The 17,899-nt window shown below is 33.8% G+C and carries 14 protein-coding genes and 3 pseudogenes; 12 read left to right on the plus strand and 5 right to left on the minus strand.

The features are described 5' to 3' along the window. Window positions 1–3: 3 nt before the first annotated feature. The 7 genes and pseudogenes from BSU00_RS13650 to BSU00_RS12865 all read left to right on the plus strand — a co-directional run bounded on the left by BSU00_RS13650 (window position 4) and on the right by BSU00_RS12865 (window position 4,453). Window positions 4–135, plus strand: a complete 132-nt coding sequence (locus BSU00_RS13650; protein WP_255402263.1) for a DUF6048 family protein — start codon at window positions 4–6, stop codon at window positions 133–135. Window positions 136–195: 60 nt separating this feature from the next. Further along, window positions 196–1,141, plus strand: a pseudogene (locus BSU00_RS02450) (isopenicillin N synthase family dioxygenase). A gap of 1 nt (window position 1,142) precedes the next feature. Continuing rightward, window positions 1,143–1,466 carry a translation initiation factor gene (locus BSU00_RS02455; protein WP_105002971.1) on the plus strand — a complete coding sequence of 108 codons (324 nt, stop codon included), beginning with the start codon at window positions 1,143–1,145 and terminating at the stop codon, window positions 1,464–1,466. Window positions 1,467–1,601: 135 nt separating this feature from the next. Continuing rightward, window positions 1,602–2,549: a DUF1835 domain-containing protein gene (locus tag BSU00_RS02460; protein ID WP_105002972.1), complete on the plus strand. Its 948-nt coding sequence runs from the start codon at window positions 1,602–1,604 to the stop codon at window positions 2,547–2,549. Continuing rightward, entirely contained in the window at window positions 2,550–3,419 is an 870-nt protein-coding gene (locus BSU00_RS02465; RefSeq protein WP_105002973.1) for a nucleoside phosphorylase, read from the plus strand. It begins immediately after the preceding gene. After that, complete coding sequence (locus BSU00_RS02470; protein WP_105002974.1) at window positions 3,420–4,283, plus strand: substrate-binding domain-containing protein; 864 nt, start codon at window positions 3,420–3,422, stop codon at window positions 4,281–4,283. Window positions 4,284–4,297: 14 nt separating this feature from the next. Continuing rightward, on the plus strand, window positions 4,298–4,453 hold the full coding sequence (locus BSU00_RS12865; RefSeq protein WP_158254383.1) for a hypothetical protein: 156 nt from the start codon (window positions 4,298–4,300) through the stop codon (window positions 4,451–4,453). Between the two features lie 174 nt (window positions 4,454–4,627). On the opposite strand, the pseudogene BSU00_RS02475 reads toward BSU00_RS12865, so the two are convergent. The 4 genes and pseudogenes from BSU00_RS02475 to BSU00_RS02490 all read right to left on the minus strand — a co-directional run bounded on the left by BSU00_RS02475 (window position 4,628) and on the right by BSU00_RS02490 (window position 12,078). After that, window positions 4,628–7,284 (minus strand): annotated as a pseudogene (locus BSU00_RS02475) (TonB-dependent receptor domain-containing protein). A gap of 211 nt (window positions 7,285–7,495) precedes the next feature. Next, the gene (locus BSU00_RS02480) at window positions 7,496–10,426 is read right to left on the minus strand and encodes a TonB-dependent receptor domain-containing protein (protein ID WP_233188553.1); all 2,931 of its coding nucleotides are present in this window, start codon (window positions 10,424–10,426) and stop codon (window positions 7,496–7,498) included. 12 nt (window positions 10,427–10,438) lie between these two features. Beyond that, complete coding sequence (locus BSU00_RS02485; protein ID WP_105002975.1) at window positions 10,439–11,437, minus strand: FecR family protein; 999 nt, start codon at window positions 11,435–11,437, stop codon at window positions 10,439–10,441. Between the two features lie 77 nt (window positions 11,438–11,514). Then, complete coding sequence (locus BSU00_RS02490; RefSeq protein WP_105002976.1) at window positions 11,515–12,078, minus strand: RNA polymerase sigma factor; 564 nt, start codon at window positions 12,076–12,078, stop codon at window positions 11,515–11,517. 166 nt (window positions 12,079–12,244) lie between these two features. Between BSU00_RS02490 and ychF the strand changes: the two genes are divergently transcribed. Then, window positions 12,245–13,336 carry a redox-regulated ATPase YchF gene (gene ychF, locus BSU00_RS02495; protein ID WP_105002977.1) on the plus strand — a complete coding sequence of 364 codons (1,092 nt, stop codon included), beginning with the start codon at window positions 12,245–12,247 and terminating at the stop codon, window positions 13,334–13,336. 94 nt (window positions 13,337–13,430) lie between these two features. Then, on the plus strand, window positions 13,431–14,105 hold the full coding sequence (locus BSU00_RS02500) for a DUF2461 domain-containing protein (protein ID WP_105003395.1): 675 nt from the start codon (window positions 13,431–13,433) through the stop codon (window positions 14,103–14,105). A 32-nt stretch (window positions 14,106–14,137) separates the two neighbouring features. Here BSU00_RS02500 and BSU00_RS02505 read toward each other — a convergent pair whose 3' ends face one another. After that, entirely contained in the window at window positions 14,138–15,475 is a 1,338-nt protein-coding gene (locus BSU00_RS02505; RefSeq protein WP_233188554.1) for an MATE family efflux transporter, read from the minus strand. Window positions 15,476–15,577: 102 nt separating this feature from the next. On the opposite strand from BSU00_RS02505, the gene BSU00_RS02510 reads away from it, so the two are divergent. The 3 genes and pseudogenes from BSU00_RS02510 to BSU00_RS02520 all read left to right on the plus strand — a co-directional run bounded on the left by BSU00_RS02510 (window position 15,578) and on the right by BSU00_RS02520 (window position 17,743). Then, on the plus strand, window positions 15,578–15,973 hold the full coding sequence (locus tag BSU00_RS02510; RefSeq protein WP_105002978.1) for a thioesterase family protein: 396 nt from the start codon (window positions 15,578–15,580) through the stop codon (window positions 15,971–15,973). 19 nt (window positions 15,974–15,992) lie between these two features. After that, window positions 15,993–17,111, plus strand: a complete 1,119-nt coding sequence (locus BSU00_RS02515) for a DEAD/DEAH box helicase (protein WP_105002979.1) — start codon at window positions 15,993–15,995, stop codon at window positions 17,109–17,111. Window position 17,112: 1 nt separating this feature from the next. Continuing rightward, window positions 17,113–17,743, plus strand: a pseudogene (locus BSU00_RS02520) (trimeric intracellular cation channel family protein). Window positions 17,744–17,899 lie beyond the last annotated feature (156 nt).

Here is a 17,899-nt window from a genome sequence, read left to right on the forward strand (position 1 = left end):
ATTATGATTAGTGTAGAAGACCAAGAAGGTTTTAAAACCTTGTACACACCAGGTTTTAATCGCGTTTTTGCAAGTAATACCGGATTTGGTTTCTTTTATACTGTTTCTTATTTGATACCTTTTGTTAATAAGTAATTTTTAATCATTCGCCCTATTTTACTAACTTTACATAAATAATAATTAAAGTTATTAACAATGAATAAGATTCCAAGTGTAAATTTAGAAGATTTTCTTTCGGAAGATACATCAAGAAAGAAAATTTCATTAGTGAAATTGGTAATGCCTACGAAAACATTGGATTTGTTGCTTTAAAAGGTCATTTTTTAGATAACGAACTTGTCGAAAATTTATATACAGAAATAAAGAATTTTTTGATTTACCAGAAGAGGTTAAACAAAAATACGAAATACCTGGTATTGGAGGACAACGCGGATATGTTTCTTTCGGGAAAGAGTCTGCTAAGGGTAAAAAAGAAGGTGATCTTAAGGAGTTTTGGCATTTTGGACAATATGTTGAAGATAATCCTAAACTTGAAGCAGAGTATCCTGCAAATGTTGTGGTTGAGGAATTGCCAAAATTCAACGAAGTAGGAAAGCAGACCTATAAAATGTTAGAAAAAACTGCTAAGTATGTTTTGCGTTCTCTCGCTTTACACCTTGGTTTAGAAGAAACTTACTTTGACGCATACATTAAAAACGGGAATAGTATTTTACGTCCTATTCATTATCCTCCCATCAAAGAAGAACCTAAAGGTGCTGTAAGAGCTGCTGCACATGGAGATATTAATCTGATTACACTTTTAATGGGTGCCCAAGGAAAAGGTTTACAAGTACAAAATAACCAAGGAGAATGGATTGATGCTATTGCAGAACCTGATGAACTAATGATCAATGTGGGCGATATGCTTTCTCGACACAGTAATAATAAGTTAAAATCTACCATACACCGTGTAGTAAACCCGCCAAAGGAGTTGTGGAAAACCTCGAGATATTCTATTCCTTTCTTTATGCATCCGATTTCGGATATGAAGTTAAACGTGCTGGAAAATTGTATCGATGCCAAACACCCTAAAATGTTTGAGGATATTACTGCAGGTGAATTTTTGAACGAGCGACTTCGCGAACTAGGTTTAATAAAATAGTATGGATTTACAAGATCAACTTAAAAATCTTTTCCCAGATCATGAGTTTACAGAAAAAGAAAAAGAGGTTAAGCCAGATATTTGGTTGCAAGACGCCCCGCTTTTGTGTAAATATGAAAAAAGGAAAGGAAAACCAATTACTATAATTGATGGTTACACTGGAGCAACTGCAGATTTTAAGAAGTTAGCTAAAGAAATTAAAACCAAATTAAGTGTTGGTGGTAGTTTCAAGGAAGACACCATTATTATTCAGGGGGATTACCGAGATAAAATAATGGATATATTGCAGAGCAAAGGGTTTAAGGTTAAACGTGTTGGAGGATAAAGTACCACTAGTTTCTTGCGGAGTTATTTCTGTGAGCCTATTGTTTGTCTTAATTAATGGTGTTTAGTGCAATACAATCTCTAAAATTTCGTTATAATCTTATAGCGTATATAAATCGTTAATATTTATGGTATTATGTCTGCATCCATTCTACACATTACGGATTCTTTAAAAACTGCTGAAGCGATTCAGGTGCTCGGTATTAGTAGCCCAGTAATTACTTGGAGAGAGATGCTGTGTGAGGGTAAAACTACCCTTAAAGTTGGTAGTGAAGATTTTTGGAAAACAAGATTTGATTTTTTTAAAACAACCTATAAGCTTAGTAAGAAATCTTTTATTGATAATACTCTAAAAGAGTACAGAAATTTATGCAAACAAAAAACCCAAGACGAAATTGTGCTTTGGTTTACCAACGACTTGTATAGTCAAATCAATAATATTGCCATAATAAGTTGGTTAAAAAGTTATCGTAGAGGACGAAAAATTTCTATTGTGAATGGCACTAATAGTTTTGATTTTATTACGACTATAGAATCCGATGTACCAACAAACAAGGAACTACTAAAGAATTATTTTAACAATAGAGTTACATTATCACAAAATGACATCGAATATGCAGATTATATTTGGCAAATTTATAGTTCCGACAATCCATTGCGTTTAGAAACAGCCTATCTTTTTAACCCAAATACACCTCTTGTACATCTTGAGAATTCTATTAAAATTCACTTACAACGTTTCCCCTCCTTAAAAAATGGCTTAAATGTTATGGAAAACAATTTATTACATCGAGCAACTTCTGATAGTTTTCTTACAAGAGAATCTTTTTTAACCGATACAATACAAAAGGATACTACTTACGGATTTACAAATAAACAGTACCTGTACAAGCTAAAACAATTAAAGGGACTGTTCACTTCTTTTCATCCTGTGAAATTAAGTAGACTGGGAAAAAAAGTGCTTTCATATCAGGTAAATTATTATGCTAATATGCGTTCTGATTTTTCGTATCTTGGTGGTTCCAAAAAATACAGCTTTTTATTTGTAGAGGAATCTAAGAAGCTACTTAAAATTACATCGTAAATGAACATACAACATTCTGAACTCATTTTAAATTCAGACGGAAGTATATATCACTTAAATTTAAAGCAAGAAAACATAGCCACAGATATCATTTTTGTCGGCGATCAGTACCGTGTAGATAAGGTTACTACGTTTTTTGATGAAATTGAATTCACTACACAAAAACGGGAATTTAAAACCACTACCGGAAGGTACAAAAACAAACGTATTAGTGTAATTTCTACTGGTATTGGTCCAGACAACATTGACATTGTCTTGAATGAACTCGACGCTATTGTTAATATCGATCTCGTAGCTCGAACACCAAAATTAAACCACACCACTTTAAATATTGTACGAATAGGAACTTCAGGATCTCTGCAGGCAGATATACCAGTAGATAGTTTCTTATTGAGTTCGCATGCCCTAGACCTTAACGGCATGTTACATGCATATCAGGTAGATACAATTTCAAATTTAGATATAGAAAGGGCTTTTAAAGAGCATACAAATTGGAGCTCTAGAAAAGCAGATCCGCTTCTCATTTCCAATAGTGAGGTTTTGGAACAACAATTTATATCTTCAAAAGTACATCGTGGAATAACTGCAACCGCCGGTGGTTTTTATGGCCCTCAAGGACGAGTGCTTCGTTTGTCACTTCAAGACGAGCAGTTAAATCGCAAAATAGATAGTTTTGTGTACCAAGGTAATAGAATCACTAATCTGGAAATGGAGACCTCTGCGATTTATGGTCTATCAAAATTACTAGGACACAATGCCATTTCCATGAATGCAATAATGGCCAATAGAGCCAATGGAACCTTCAGTCACGATCCTGATAAAACGATGGAAGACTTGATAGTTTATACTTTAAATAAATTTACAGAATAGATGCTGGATATAAAAATTGGTGGTGTACCGGAACATTTTAATTATCCTTGGTATATTACCCTAAAAGATAAACAATATGCGGCGCAAGACATAAATTTGCGTTGGAAAGACTTTCCAGGCGGCACTGGTGCTATGTGTAAAGCCTTACGAAATGGTGAGATAGATATTGCAATTGTTTTAACGGAAGGTATCATAAAAGATATTATTGATGGAAATCCTTCAAAAATAACCCAAACATTTGTAGACAGTCCTTTGATATGGGGCATTCATGTTGCTGCAAACTCTACATTTGATAGTATTGATTCTTTGGAAGGTGCTACAGTTGCAATTAGTAGGTATGGCTCTGGTTCACATTTGATGGCTATCGTCAATGCACAAAATAGAGGCTGGGATATACACGCCATGAAATTTAAAGTAGTTGGTGATTTACAAGGTGGAATTTCAGCACTCGAAAACGGTACAGCTGATTATTTTATGTGGGAACATTTTACCACGAAGCCTTTAGTAGATAATGGAACCTTTAGAAGGGTAGGGGATTGTTTAACACCATGGCCGTGTTTTGTTATTGCCATTAGAGATGAAGTTTTGGAGAATTACCCGGAAGCAATTGTAGGTATCTTGGATACGATAAATAATTGTACTAAAAATTTTAAAACTATTAGTGGAATTGATGTAACCTTAGCCGAACGTTACGAGCAAAAAATAGAAGACATTCAGAGGTGGTTGTCTTTGACGGAATGGAATAAAGGCGAACCAATTACGGAAGAAGAAATTTTAAGTTTTCAAAATAAATTAATTGCATTAAACGTTATATCCGAAAGAGTTGCTCCGGAGAAGTTAATCAGAAATATGTATATTTGTTAATCAAAATCTCTCAAATGAAAAAAATAATTTACCCCCTTATTTGTATTTTAACCTTAGCTTCTTTCTATGCTTGTGGAAGCACTAATCCTTGTGGTCTAGCAAAGGTAGATACCAAACAGCAAAAGACCTTAACTCCTCCAATTGAAATTGTAGAAGTTACCGCAGAATAAATAGTGAAATTTGATACTTATTTAAGCCACCCAGAGGGTGGCTTTTTTTGTTTGATATGCTATGGCGTAATTAAAAGTGAAAAAATACATCGTAAAAAAATCTCGAGACCTACATCGCAGAATCTCGAGATAAACATATATAATTAAATATATAATGAAAAAAATTATTGTATACTAGAATCTGTAGTTTACCGATAAATTAAACATCGATCCTAACTGACTAAAGTGATAACCATCATACGTCATTTGTGAGTAACGTTGGTTAAAAGTAATTAAATTAGATTGTGTTTTTACCTGTGCAGGATCTGCTAAAATACTTGAACCGGCAGCATTGTTGGCTTTAAACTCCCATTCTGGTAATACGTTAAATAGATTATTAGCATTTAAAGCAATGGTCCAATTACTATCTACGTTATAATTAATTCCTAAATCGGTTACGATTTTAGGGGTAAATTCTGTTCTTAAATTAGAGTCTAAACCTGCTTGTCTAAACTCAGTAGTTCCAAAATAGGTGTTGTTTAGATTAAAATTAAATTTTCCAATATCATAGTTTGCTCCAAGAATCCATTTTGTCTTTGGTCTTGAGGTAAATAAAAGTGCTTCTTGGGTTAAGTCGATTAAAGCATCTCCGTTGTCATCTGTCCTTCCATTTTCTATCATGTAGTTTCCAGCTAAATTGAAGCCTAATTTACCATTACCTAATGCGATATTACCATAGTTCGCTACAAAATCTATTCCTGAAGTTCTCGTGTCAATTGCATTAGAGAAGTAACTAACCGTTCCAAAAGAAGTAGCCAATTCATTACTTAAAACAATTCTATCGTCTACAGCGATATTGTAGTAATCTAGCGTAAAGCTAAAGTTTCTAAAAGGCTTTCCACCCATACCAATGGTAAAGTTAGTAGATTCCTCTGCTTTAAGTTTAGCAACCCCAAGTTGTCTTGCTTCTCTAGAGACATTATTAATTAAACCACTCACTTGTATTCCTTCTCCTGCAACAAAACTATATTGTTTTTTTGCGTGTAAATTTGATGTAGGGTTGGTGCTCTAAATCCGGTAGACACCGAAGCTCTTAACGTATATTTATCTTGGGCAAATTTATAGCGAGAACTTGCTTTCCAAACAAAAGTACTACCAAAGTCTGAATAGTTTTCTGCTCTAATCGTACCGTTAATTAAAAAGTCTTCATTAATATCCCAATCAAGACTGAAATATCCTCCTAAATTATATCGGCTAAATTCTCCTGAATTTTCCGGTCTATTTCCTGCGAAAGAATCTGCACCTATACCGTCATACGAGGCTAAATCTCCTTCTAATACTTCAAAATTTTCAGCTCTAAATTCCGAACCAAATGCAATAGATACTTGATCGGATAGTATTCTTGAAATGTCTATATTTCCAACAATATGACTGAATGCTGTACCTCCTGGCTTGAATACAATAGGACTATTCTCACGGTAAATATTTTCTCCATTTTCATCCAAAATAGTACTTCTATTGTGTGAATTACTTACGGTATACGTTTGCTTATTTCCTCCCACAGTAACACTACCATCAATATTCCACTCGTTAATTGTGCTCTTTATTCCTAGTGTCGCATTATAATCCCCTAATAATCCTTCAAAAGTTGGTAAGTACCCATCATAACCTCTCGGATTATTAGGATTGTTTCCTGGGAAAAAGTCTGCCAAATAAGGAAAGTCTTCCACGGTTCTCCAATATGGTGTTCTGTAATTTGCAAAACTGTTTACCATTTTGTAAACATAAGCTGCATTAAAATATAAATCACTTGTTTCTGAAATGTCATAACTACCATTGATTAAAAATTTAGCAGCAGTTGTTTCTGGTGAGGCATTTATGTTTCCGGCATCTGGTTTTCTAGATAAAAATTCTTGCACATCAGCAAGGTCGGCTCCGAAATCACCAGCTTCTCCCTCTGCATCAACTGTCCCGGGTCTGTTTGCCATTTGAGTTTTCGAAAAGTCAATAGTATAGTTGATAAATCCTCTATCCCCAAATCTACTTCCGTTATTTAAACTTACTCCAAGCATTTCTCCATCTCCCTCACCAGTAATACCAGATCTAAAGGTAGCAGATCCATTTTTGTAGTCATCTTTTAAAATTATATTCATTACCCCAGCAATAGCATCAGAACCATATTGTGCTGAAGCTCCATCACGAAGTATTTGAATACTTTTTATCGCATCGGTAGGAATTCCTGAGATATCTGCTCCTGTTTCTCCACGTCCTGGTGAGGTTTGCGTGTATAAAAGAGCACTTAAATTTTTACGTTTACCATTAATTAATATAAGGGTTCTACTAGGCCCCATATTTCTAATTTCATAAGGATCTAATAGTGATGTAGCGTCATTTACTGGTGTTTGTACCGTGTTAAATGATGGAATCTTGTATTGTAGTGCTTTGTCAAAAGTGGCTTGACCAGTTGCTTGTAATTCTTTTACGCCAACAATATCTACTGGTAGTGGACTAGAGGTATTACTTCTCGCTGGTGTTCTACTTCCGGTTACAACAACTTCATCTAATTGAAGCCCTTCTTGTAACACAACAGTAAGTACATTTTGATCAGTAATTTTGATTTCTTGTGTTTCAAAACCTGAAAAACTCACAATTATGGTTGCATTGTCTTGGACGGTGAGTGAAAATTTACCGTCAAAATCTGTATTTGTTCCATTCGTGGTTCCTTTTTCTACCACATTTGCACCTGGAAGCCCTTCATTGTTTGCATCTACTACAGTTCCTGAAATTTGCATCTGAGCAAACGAGACACTGCAAAATAGAATTGCAGAAAATAATGTAAAAAGTTTCTTCATAAAATAGGTATTAGTTAAATTTTGCATTTAGGAGTTTTACTTCCTCTATGTTTATAAGAACTAACTTTACAATAGATACTCTATTTTTTTAATTATTTTTTAAAGAAATTTTAATTTTATTGCGTTTTTATAGTGAGAAACTTTAAATTTTTAAAAACTATAAAAATTTTATTGGGCCATTTTTGTGAAGAAATAATGCTCTAATGTTTATTTAAAAAGAAAATAAAAGTTTCGAATAATAGAAGGCACCATTACTTCCCATTTGCACTGCATCCCAAATTCCACCGCTGTCTGTGTTAGGTCCTTGTTCTGTGGGATAGGCATTAAAAAGATTATTAGCACCAATTTGAACGGTAAACAATTTGGATAATTTATAAGATAGATGCGTATCTAAAGTGTATTTTGCTGCATATTTGTCAAGAGCAGCCTCGAGCCAGTCTTTTTCTGAGTTATTAAAATCACTCAAGGGTCTGTATATTTGCCAGTCTATCAGGGCTAAACTACTAAATCTTGTTAGTGTAGTGTTTATAGCGTATTTATCCGTTTCATATCCCAAATTGAGAAAAATTTTATGATCTGGTGCAGAAGCACGGAGAAAATATTGTTCTCGTATCCCAAAAAAGACCTCTTCATCGAGATCTTTATTTTGTATATCGGAAATTTTCATCTGGTTAAAATTTCCTGTCAAATCTATTGCTATTTTAGAATCTGTGAATTTCTTTAACCAATTTATTTTGAAATCTAAACCATACGTGTCTGTATCTACTCCATTAGCAAAAAACTGTATGTATTGTATGTCAGAATACAGCTCTGAGGCATCAAAGTTTCCACTAAGAATTATTCTATTTTTTATTCCAATATAATACGCGTCTAACGAAATATTAAACCCAGAAGATATTTTTTGATAAATACTAAAGTTATAATTTATAGCTTTTTCTTCTTGTAATTTTTGAATGCCGAATGCTTCAATGATAGGGTTATTATTTGCTATGAGATAGGATTCTTTTGGATTTTTATCTATGTAATTCGTAAATTTTAGATTGTAATACAATTGCGCTAATGAAGGTGCTCTAAATCCGGTACTTATAGAGGTTCTTATGCTGGTGTTAGGAGAAAACTTATAACTGCTCGCCAATTTTATATTAAAGGTAGCACCAAAATCACTGTAGTTTTCAAATCGTGTAGCGGCTGCAACAATCCAATCTTTTGAAAGGTCTAGCTCGAGATCTGTGTAGGTGCTAAAGCTAACTCGTGACTCATCAACTTCATTTCCTGGAGCATATCCTGGAAAACCTTGTGAGCCACCAGGTCTTATTACACCGTTATAACTAGGAATATTCTCAATAGGTGTATCTACAGTTACTATACTTCCATTTGTATCATAAGATGCATAAGAGGCCTCTTCACCTGCAAAAATAGTGTAGTTTTCTACCCGGTTTTCAAAACCAAAGGCAAAGTTCAATCCTTCGCATAGGCTCGGGAAATTTTTGGAAAAATCAATGTTTGTAGTGTTTTGAAGTAAACTGTGTCCTCCTGCATTGAATACTGCTGGAGATTTTTCTAACAAAGTGGCATTTAAGGTTTTCTCAATAGTGTATTGAAAGTTGTTTTTGCCAAAGGTATTGCTAAAATCAATATTCCAATTTTTAAAACTACTCTTAATTCCCAGATTTATGGATGTGTCTGTAATATCGGATGTTATTGCAGGGTTAAACCCATTTGGATAAATCTCTTTAACATTTCTTTCGCTATTCTCAGGTCTTGTAAAGGCGTATGCATCTGTGTTTTTATAGCTGTAACCACCATTTCCGTAGATAGAGGTAAAATTACCCAAAGGGATTTCAGAATTTAGAAATAGAGCAGTTCCTATTACAGCGGCATTTCCGTAGTTTTCGCGAATATTTGTACCTCTTCTAAAGGTATGTGCTTTGTTGCGGTATTCTGCACTAAAATTTACGAATCCTTTTTTGTTGATTTTAGTTCCAAGATTAATGTCTGTTTTTTGTGTGAATCCATCAAGACCTTTTTTACTCGTAAGGGTATTGTTATTTGCATTATATATACCTAGAGTAGTGCTTGCTGTGGTTTCGTTTACTTGGTCTTTTAGAACAATATTCATTACTCCAGCAATGGCATCCGATCCATATTGTGCCGAAGCACCATCTTTTAGTATTTCGATTTTCTTAATGGCAGAAGCCGGGATCGTATTTAGGTCGGTTCCCGAGTTCCCACGTCCTCTTGTGCCATACAAGTTAATCAAAGAAGCTTGATGCCTTCGTTTTCCATTGATTAGAATAAGTGTTTGGTCAGGTCCAAGACCCCTGTAGGTTGCTGGTACTATATGATCTGCTCCATCAGAACCAGATTGTCTTGTGGCATTGAAAGAAGGAATTTCATTTTGAATAAGCTGATTCAACCCTAAAAGAGAGCTCTTTTGTTGAACATTTTCTAGTGTGATAATATCTGTAGCAACTGGAGAGTCTATTTTTTTTCGTTTTTTATTTCTAGACCCAACCAACGATATTTCATCCAATTCCAAACCGGATTTTAACATTATTTTCATAAAGTTAACCTCCGGTTGTATCCCTATCTCTTTGTAGCCTACATGAGAAAACTGAATCGTATTTTTGTTGTGTATTTCTAACGTGAATTCACCAAATTCATTCGAGATAGTACCATTTTGTGTGTTGTTTTCTAAAATAGATACACCCTTAATAGGTTCGTAGTATTGATTTATTACAACACCTCTAAATAAGAATTTTGTAGGTAGAGTGTCTTTTGGAAGTATTGTATTAGAGGCGGTACTTTTTAGAATGGGATCTGTAACTGCTTTATCGTTTATATCGTATTTATAAACAACATAATATTTATTTCCAAGATATTCAATTTTATATTCTGTTTGCCTTTTAACAGCGTTAATTTTTTGTGGTAAATTGAAGGTATAGAAACTAGTTGTGTCTATCGCAATGTTCTTTATTTTTGTTGGGTTGTAGGTAAAAAAAACATCGTGTTTTGCACTGATTTTTTCTAGTACAAAAGTTAAATTCTCTAATTTTTTAGTCTGTGAAAAAACTGCTGAATTATACAAATAGAATACAACCAAGAAAATACCTGTAAGTGATGTATTAAATTTAAAATTCAAACGTGTTAATTTTTAGTTTTTACAAACCACTAATTTATCATTTTCTTTTTTAAGCGTAATGTTTGCAGATTTTTTGATTGCATTTAAACATATTTCCAGATTTGTGGTTGGGACCGTTCCTGTGATTGGTGTTTTTTTCAATTCCGGATTGTCATAAACAAAAGTTACACCATAGGTATCTGTGATCTTTAATAGCGCTTTTTCAAGCGTAAAATTATCAAATACCAACTTACCGTTTTTCCAAGCAATTTTATCTTTGCTGTATACGATGTCTTTATCCATGACAATTCTTTTTTGAATTGAGGAATATTCAATATAATTGCCTGGAGACATTCTTTTTGAATTTCCGTTATTTAAGGCTAACCAGATGTTACCTTTCTCTAAAAATACTTCTGTTTTTTTTCGGTGTGTATTTACATTAAATTCAGTTCCGTATACCTGAACTGTAAGATCTTCGGTGTGTACTTCGAATTTTAGATTGTTGTTTTCTGTTTCAGAAACATTAAAATAAGCTTCTCCTGCTAACCATACCTCTCTTACATCATTTTTATTGTATTTTAAACTAGAGTTCGAGTTTAAAGTAACATACGTTCCGTCCTTTAATTTAAGGTGTAAAACTTCACCAAAGTCTGTATTAAAAGATACAAAAGAATTACTGTAGTTGTTGTAGTAGAATAGTGTTAAACCGATTAAAAAACAAGCAGCGATAACGTGTTTGATAGTAAATGTGTCTATTAATGATTTCGTAACAGAAGGCTTTTGCTTTTCTTTAAGTATGGTCTCCAATTTATTCCATTCTTTATTTACGTGGCTACTGGAAACGTCTTTCTTAATGAAGTTAATACCGAGTAGTATGTCTCTTGCTTCAAAAGCAAGGTGTTTTTTAGAAGGATTGTTTTCTATCCAAGAATCCCAAAAAGCAACATCAGAAAGTTGGTTGTTTTGTGCCCAATTTTGAAATGAAGTATCATTTAGAAAATCATGAATGCTTGCGTATGTCTTTTTGGTCATCAATATTCCGTTTGGTATATACTAATAAGTACGTATAATTTATAATATACCCTTATTAAAATATATTTTTTGCAAATTTAATAATTTAATAGTTCAAAAATTGCTATTTCTTCTCTCAAAGTTTTAATTGCTTTATGCAATGTATTGATTACGCTTTGATAATTTATCTCCATCGTCTCCGCAATTTCTTTAGCCTTTAGGTTGCAGTTAAATTTAAGATAAATTACTTCTTTTTGTCTTTTGGGTAATTTATTTATTAAGGTAGCGATGTTTTTATTTCTGAACGTTACAGACTCTTGATGCGTTAGGAATTCATCGGGTGTGAATTCGATATCAATTATATTACTGTCAATGCCTCTTACTATGGTATATTTATTTCTTTTTAACTTCGTGATGATAAACCTTCTGTAAGAAGTAAATAAGTAAGGAGCCACCTTATCCAAACTGCTTAAATTTTCTTTGTGTTCATAGATGTAGAGAAAAAAGTCTTGTAAAGAATCCTCTGTAACATGTAAATCTTTAGATATTTTAAGTCCGTAACCATGTAATGCAGGATAAAACTTCTTAAAAAGAATGGAATAGGCGTTTAAATCGCCTTCTTTTATAAGCGCCCAAAGTACCTGATCAGATAAGTCTGTCATTAAAATTTAGTTTGATTTTGTTAGATTTTGCCTTTAAAAATAATTAAAAATAATTGATTTATTAAATTTATGTTAAAAACATCTAGTTTTCATGTACAAAATTGAAAGATAGAATAGAGTAATACACTATATTTGCAATCGCAAAAAATATTAATGTACCCAAATAATGAAAGCAGGAATTGTAGGATTACCGAACGTTGGAAAATCAACTTTATTTAATTGTTTATCAAACGCCAAAGCACAAAGTGCCAATTTTCCATTTTGTACTATTGAACCCAATTTAGGTGTTGTCAATGTTCCTGACGCGAGAATTGAAAAGTTAGAAGAGCTTGTAAATCCTGAAAAAGTTATTCCTGCTACTGTAGAAATAGTTGATATTGCAGGCTTGGTGAGAGGGGCTAGTAAAGGAGAGGGACTAGGAAATCAGTTTTTGGCAAATATTCGTGAAACAGATGCAATTTTACATGTCTTACGATGTTTCGATAACGATAATATTGTTCATGTAGATGGTTCGGTTGATCCGATACGCGATAAGGAGACTATTGATATTGAATTACAACTAAAAGATTTGGAAACGCTAGAAAAGCGTTTAGAGCGGGTAAAAAGGACTGCTAAAACGGGTAACAAAGAAGCACAAAAAGAACTGGAAGTTTTAGAAAAAATTCAAAGTGTACTTTTGGAAGGGAAATCGGTTCGAACTATAGATTTCACCGAGAAAGAACAAGAGTTTGTAGCCCCTTTACAGTTTATTACTTCTAAACCAGTACTGTATATTTGTAATGTTGATGAAGCTTCTGCGAAGCATGGGAATTCCTATGTGGAAAAAGTTAAGGAATGTGTAAAAGATGAAGATGCAGAAATAATTACCCTTGCTGTTGCAACAGAGGCAGATATTGCAGAACTCGAAGCATATGAAGAGCGACAAATGTTTTTATCCGATATTGGCTTGGAAGAACCAGGAGTATCCCGATTAATTAGATCCGCATATACTTTATTGAATTTACAAACCTACTTTACCGCAGGAGTAAAAGAAGTAAGAGCCTGGACGATTACTGTTGGGGCTACTGCACCGCAAGCAGCTGGTGTTATCCACACTGATTTTGAAAAAGGATTTATCCGAGCAGAAGTAATTGGCTATGATGATTACATTGCTTTCGGATCGGAGGCCAAAGTAAAGGAAGCTGGTAAAATGAGAGTTGAGGGCAAGGAGTATATTGTTGCCGACGGAGATGTTATGCACTTTAGATTTAATGTGTAAGTAAACACAGAGAATAGTTCACAATAATAGAAAAGCCTTTTTGATGCTAGCAAAAAGGTTTTTTTGTATTTTTAGAAATGTAATAAAGAATGATATGCAATTCAATAAAGCTAATTTTACGTTTTTAGAAAACTTAAAGGAAAACAATAACAGAGAGTGGTTTGCAGAACATAAACCGGAGTATACCGCTATTTTAGACAATGTAAAGTTGTTTTATACAAATGTTAAGGATCATTTAGAGCAACAAGACTCTATCGAAAAACTCAAGCTGTTCAGGATATATAGAGATGTGCGATTTAGTAAAGATAAAACTCCTTACAAAACTCATTTTGCAGGTTCGTTTTACCGAGAAGGCAAAGCCTTGAGAGGGGGGTATTATTTGCATTTAGCACCATCTAATAAAAGTTTTCTCGCTGGGGGATTTTGGGAACCAAATAAAGAAGATTTGTTCCGAATTCGTAAAGAGTTTGAAATTGATGATACGGAAATACGAAGTATCTTGGCAGAGCAGAAATTTGTTACTTATTTTGGAGGGAAGCTTGAAGGAGCAGAATTAAAAACAGCACCAAAAGGCTTTGATAAAGAACACAAGGCTATCGACTTAATTCGTAAAAAAGGTTTTGTTGCTATGCGATATTTTAACGACAATGAGGTATTAGCAAACAATTTTAGTAATGAAGTAGTGGATGCTTTTTTCGCATTACGTCCCTTTTTTGATTACATGAGTGACGTTTTAACGACCAACTTAAATGGAGAATCTTTACTCTAAGTAGTTTTATCAATAGTATTTCGTTGTTTTTTTTATGGTTCCGAGCTTGGTAATTTGTTGAGTCCTTTTTTTAAAAAAACATAGGTAACTGCGGTAGCGATTACATCTGCAATAGGAAAAGATACCCAAATACCCAATACACCGAAGAATTTTGGCATTATATATACCAATGGTACTAAAATCAAACCTTGTTTTAACAGTGTTAATAAAAGGGCAGGCATAGCTTTTCCCGCTGCCTGAAAATAGGCACTTCCAATTAATTGAATGGTGATAATAGGTGTCGCTGACAAACAAATCAAAAGTGCATTTTGTGTTTTGTGAATTAATTCCTCATCCGTGGTAAAAAGTGCTACTAGAGTATTTGGAAACAGCATAATACCTATGAATATTAGTAAGGCAATTGAACTTCCGTATTGAATAGCAATTTTGATACTTTCCTTAACTCTTTTTGTGTCGTTTGCTCCGTAATTAAAGCCTACTATGGGTAAAAATCCTTGGGTAACGCCCAGGATTGGAAATAGAGCGAATAGGGTAACTCTATTAATAATTCCGTAGGTGGATACGGAAATTTCTCCGCCATAGGTATACAAACTATAATTCAAAACAATCATTAAAATACTAACAGTTCCTTGCCGCACAATTGTAATGCCTCCCAATGCAATGATTTCTTTTACAAGCGATATTTTTACAATTAAGGATTCTTTGCTAATTGAAAATTCACTTTGTTTGAAAAAGAAGAACCACAGCACAAAAGTGCCAGAGGTTATATATGAAATAGAGGTAGCAAGGCCGGCTCCATAAATTCCCTGATTTAAAACTTTAATGCATATTATATCCAAAACAACATTCATTATAGCTGGAAGTATCATGGTAAACATTGCAAAATTGGGTTTGCCAATGGCGCGTATTACAGGGTTTCCCATCATAGCAAAAGCCAAGAAAGGCACTCCCCAAATAATTACTGAAAAATATTCTTTAGCTGGTTCCAAAATTTGACCATTGGCACCAAATAAAGTAAGTAATGGAATACAAAATATAGTCCCGATACAAACAAAAATTAGTGACATACTTACCGTTAAGGTGACTTGGTTTCCGAATACGTTAATGGCTTTTATTTTGTTGGAATCTCCTAGTGCTCTTGAAATGATAGAACTACCGCCAACACCTATACCCATTCCTACAGAAGACATCAAAAAGGCAATAGGTAAAACAACTGTGACCGCTGCAATTGCAATAACACCAATCCACCTTCCTACAAAAATTGTATCTACAATCATGTTTAAAGACATCACTAATATTCCTATGGAGGCCGGTACTGCCTGCTTCAAAAGCAACTTACTGATGCTTTCCGTTCTAAATTTATTTGTCAATTTATTTTTTTTATAAAATTAAGCAAATTCTCGGAATAGATTTATGTGTAAAATCTATAGCTTTAGCAACTATATTCGTTTAGAAACTTGTAAATTTGATGTATGCATTATTTTCAAAAAACACATGTTGTTCAAGCAAAAGAAATCGATCAATACCATCATGTTAATAATGTAGTATATGTACAATGGATTCAGGATGTTGCCGATTTACATTGGCAAGAACTAATCGTAAATATTGTCGATCCAAAGTATGTTTGGTTTGTGGTTCGGCATGAAATAGACTACAAAGGACAAGCGAAATTAGGCGATAGCGTTACGATAAAAACCTGGGTAGGGAAAACAGAGGGAGTTACATCGATTCGTCATGTGGAAATAAGTCGAGGAGAAACGGTTTTAGTTTCCTCCCAAACAACCTATTGTTTTATAGATGGAACTACGCAAAAACCAAAACGTATTACGAACGAAATACGTAATTTATTATTGCCTAAACAATCGTAAAATAATCTAAAAAAAAAGTATGTCTAGTTTCAAAAATTTAGGAGTGCAGCAGGAGTTTATCCGGGGCTTAAAAGAACTAAAAATCACTACACCAACAGCAATTCAAGAAAAAGTAATCCCCATATTACTTAATGCAGATACAGATTTTATTGGTTTGGACCAAACTGGAACCGGAAAAACTGCAGGGTATGGCATACCGATTTTGCAAAAAGTAAAAGCATCGGATACTTCTATTCAGTTTTTAGTATTATCCCCTACAAGAGAACTTGTACAACAAATTAAAAAACAATTGTTTAAGTACTCCAAATACAGTACACACAAAATTTTTATTGAAGCAGTTTATGGTGGAGAAAAAATTGACAAACAAATAGCCAATTTGTCTCGCGTAACCCACATTGTAGTGGCGACACCAGGAAGATTGTTAGATCTTATTGAGAGAGGGACTATAGATCTACAATATTTACAAACATTAATTTTAGATGAGGCTGACGAAATGCTTAGTATGGGGTTTAAAGAGGCGTTAAATAGAATTTTAAAATATACTTCGGGGAATAGAAAAACATGGTTATTCTCTGCAACGATGCCGGAGGAAATTAGAAGCATTACCAAAAAATACATGCATCCTAATGCAGAACAAATTCAGATTGATAGAAATATAAAAGTCAATACAAATATTACCCATCGATACGTTACCACAACGGATGCGGAAAAATTAGAGGTAATTGTTCGTTTCCTGGAACGATACCATAACGACAGGGGAATTATTTTCACAAGAACCAAGGCTGGAGCGCAAAAACTAGCTGGATTATTAAAAGCAGAGGGCTTCTCTGTAGCGGCGTTAGAGGGGAATATGCAACAGAGAGAGCGTGAAAAAGTGATGCGTGCTTTTAAAAAACACACTATTCAAGTTCTTGTTGCTACAGATGTTGCAGCACGAGGAATAGATATAGCGAATGTTTCCTATATTATCCATCATCAACTTCCAGAAAATACAACCTACTACACCCATAGAAGTGGAAGAACAGCTAGAGCCGGAAATAAAGGTGTCTCTTTAGCTTTAATTGCAAAAAAAGATATAACGCAGATGCGAGAAATAGAGAAGTCATTGCAGATTCAATTTATAAAACAGGAATACTAACATGGATATTATTTACGTTATCGACATTATTGGAACTTTTGCATTTGCAATTAGTGGCGCTCTAGTAGCAATTAAAAAAAACTTCGATCTTTTTGGTGTTATAATTATTGCTTTTGTCACTGCTGTCGGGGGAGGTATGCTGCGGGATATCTTAATAGATGCAAATCCAATTAATTGGATTGGTGACATTAATTATATCTATACCATTTTGACCGCAGTATTATTTACTTTTTTATTTCGGTCTAGAATAGCACCATTACGCAGAACAATGTTCTTATTTGATACTATCGGAATAAGTGTTTTTACTCTATTAGGTTTACAAAAAGGAATTAATTTTAACCTTCATCCATTAATTGCACTTGTAATGGGAATGGTTTCGGCAGTTTGGCGGTGTACTTCGCGATGTATTAACCCAAAAAGTTCCATTGATTTTTAAAAAAGAAATTTACGCATCTGCTTGTTTATCCGGTGGCGTAGTATATTTATTCCTGAGATATGCAGCTGTGCAAGAAGATATGTCTTTTATAATATCTGCTTTTGTTATTATACTGGTGCGTACCTGTTCTGTTGTGTACAAGTTTGAACTTCCAAAAATTAAAGAGGACGTATTTACCATTAGAAATTCGAAATAGTGAAATTGTGCAACTAGTAATTTCTACTGTGATTTCCTAAAATACTGTTAAAGCTTATTTTTCGTGTAACCAAAACAAGAATAATAAGTCTTAAAGATGATTACTTATCTCAAAAAGATTGGTAATAGGTTGAGTTTTTAATAGTTGATTAAAAAA

The organism is Tenacibaculum sp. SG-28, assembly GCF_002954385.1.
Classification (GTDB): domain Bacteria; phylum Bacteroidota; class Bacteroidia; order Flavobacteriales; family Flavobacteriaceae; genus Polaribacter.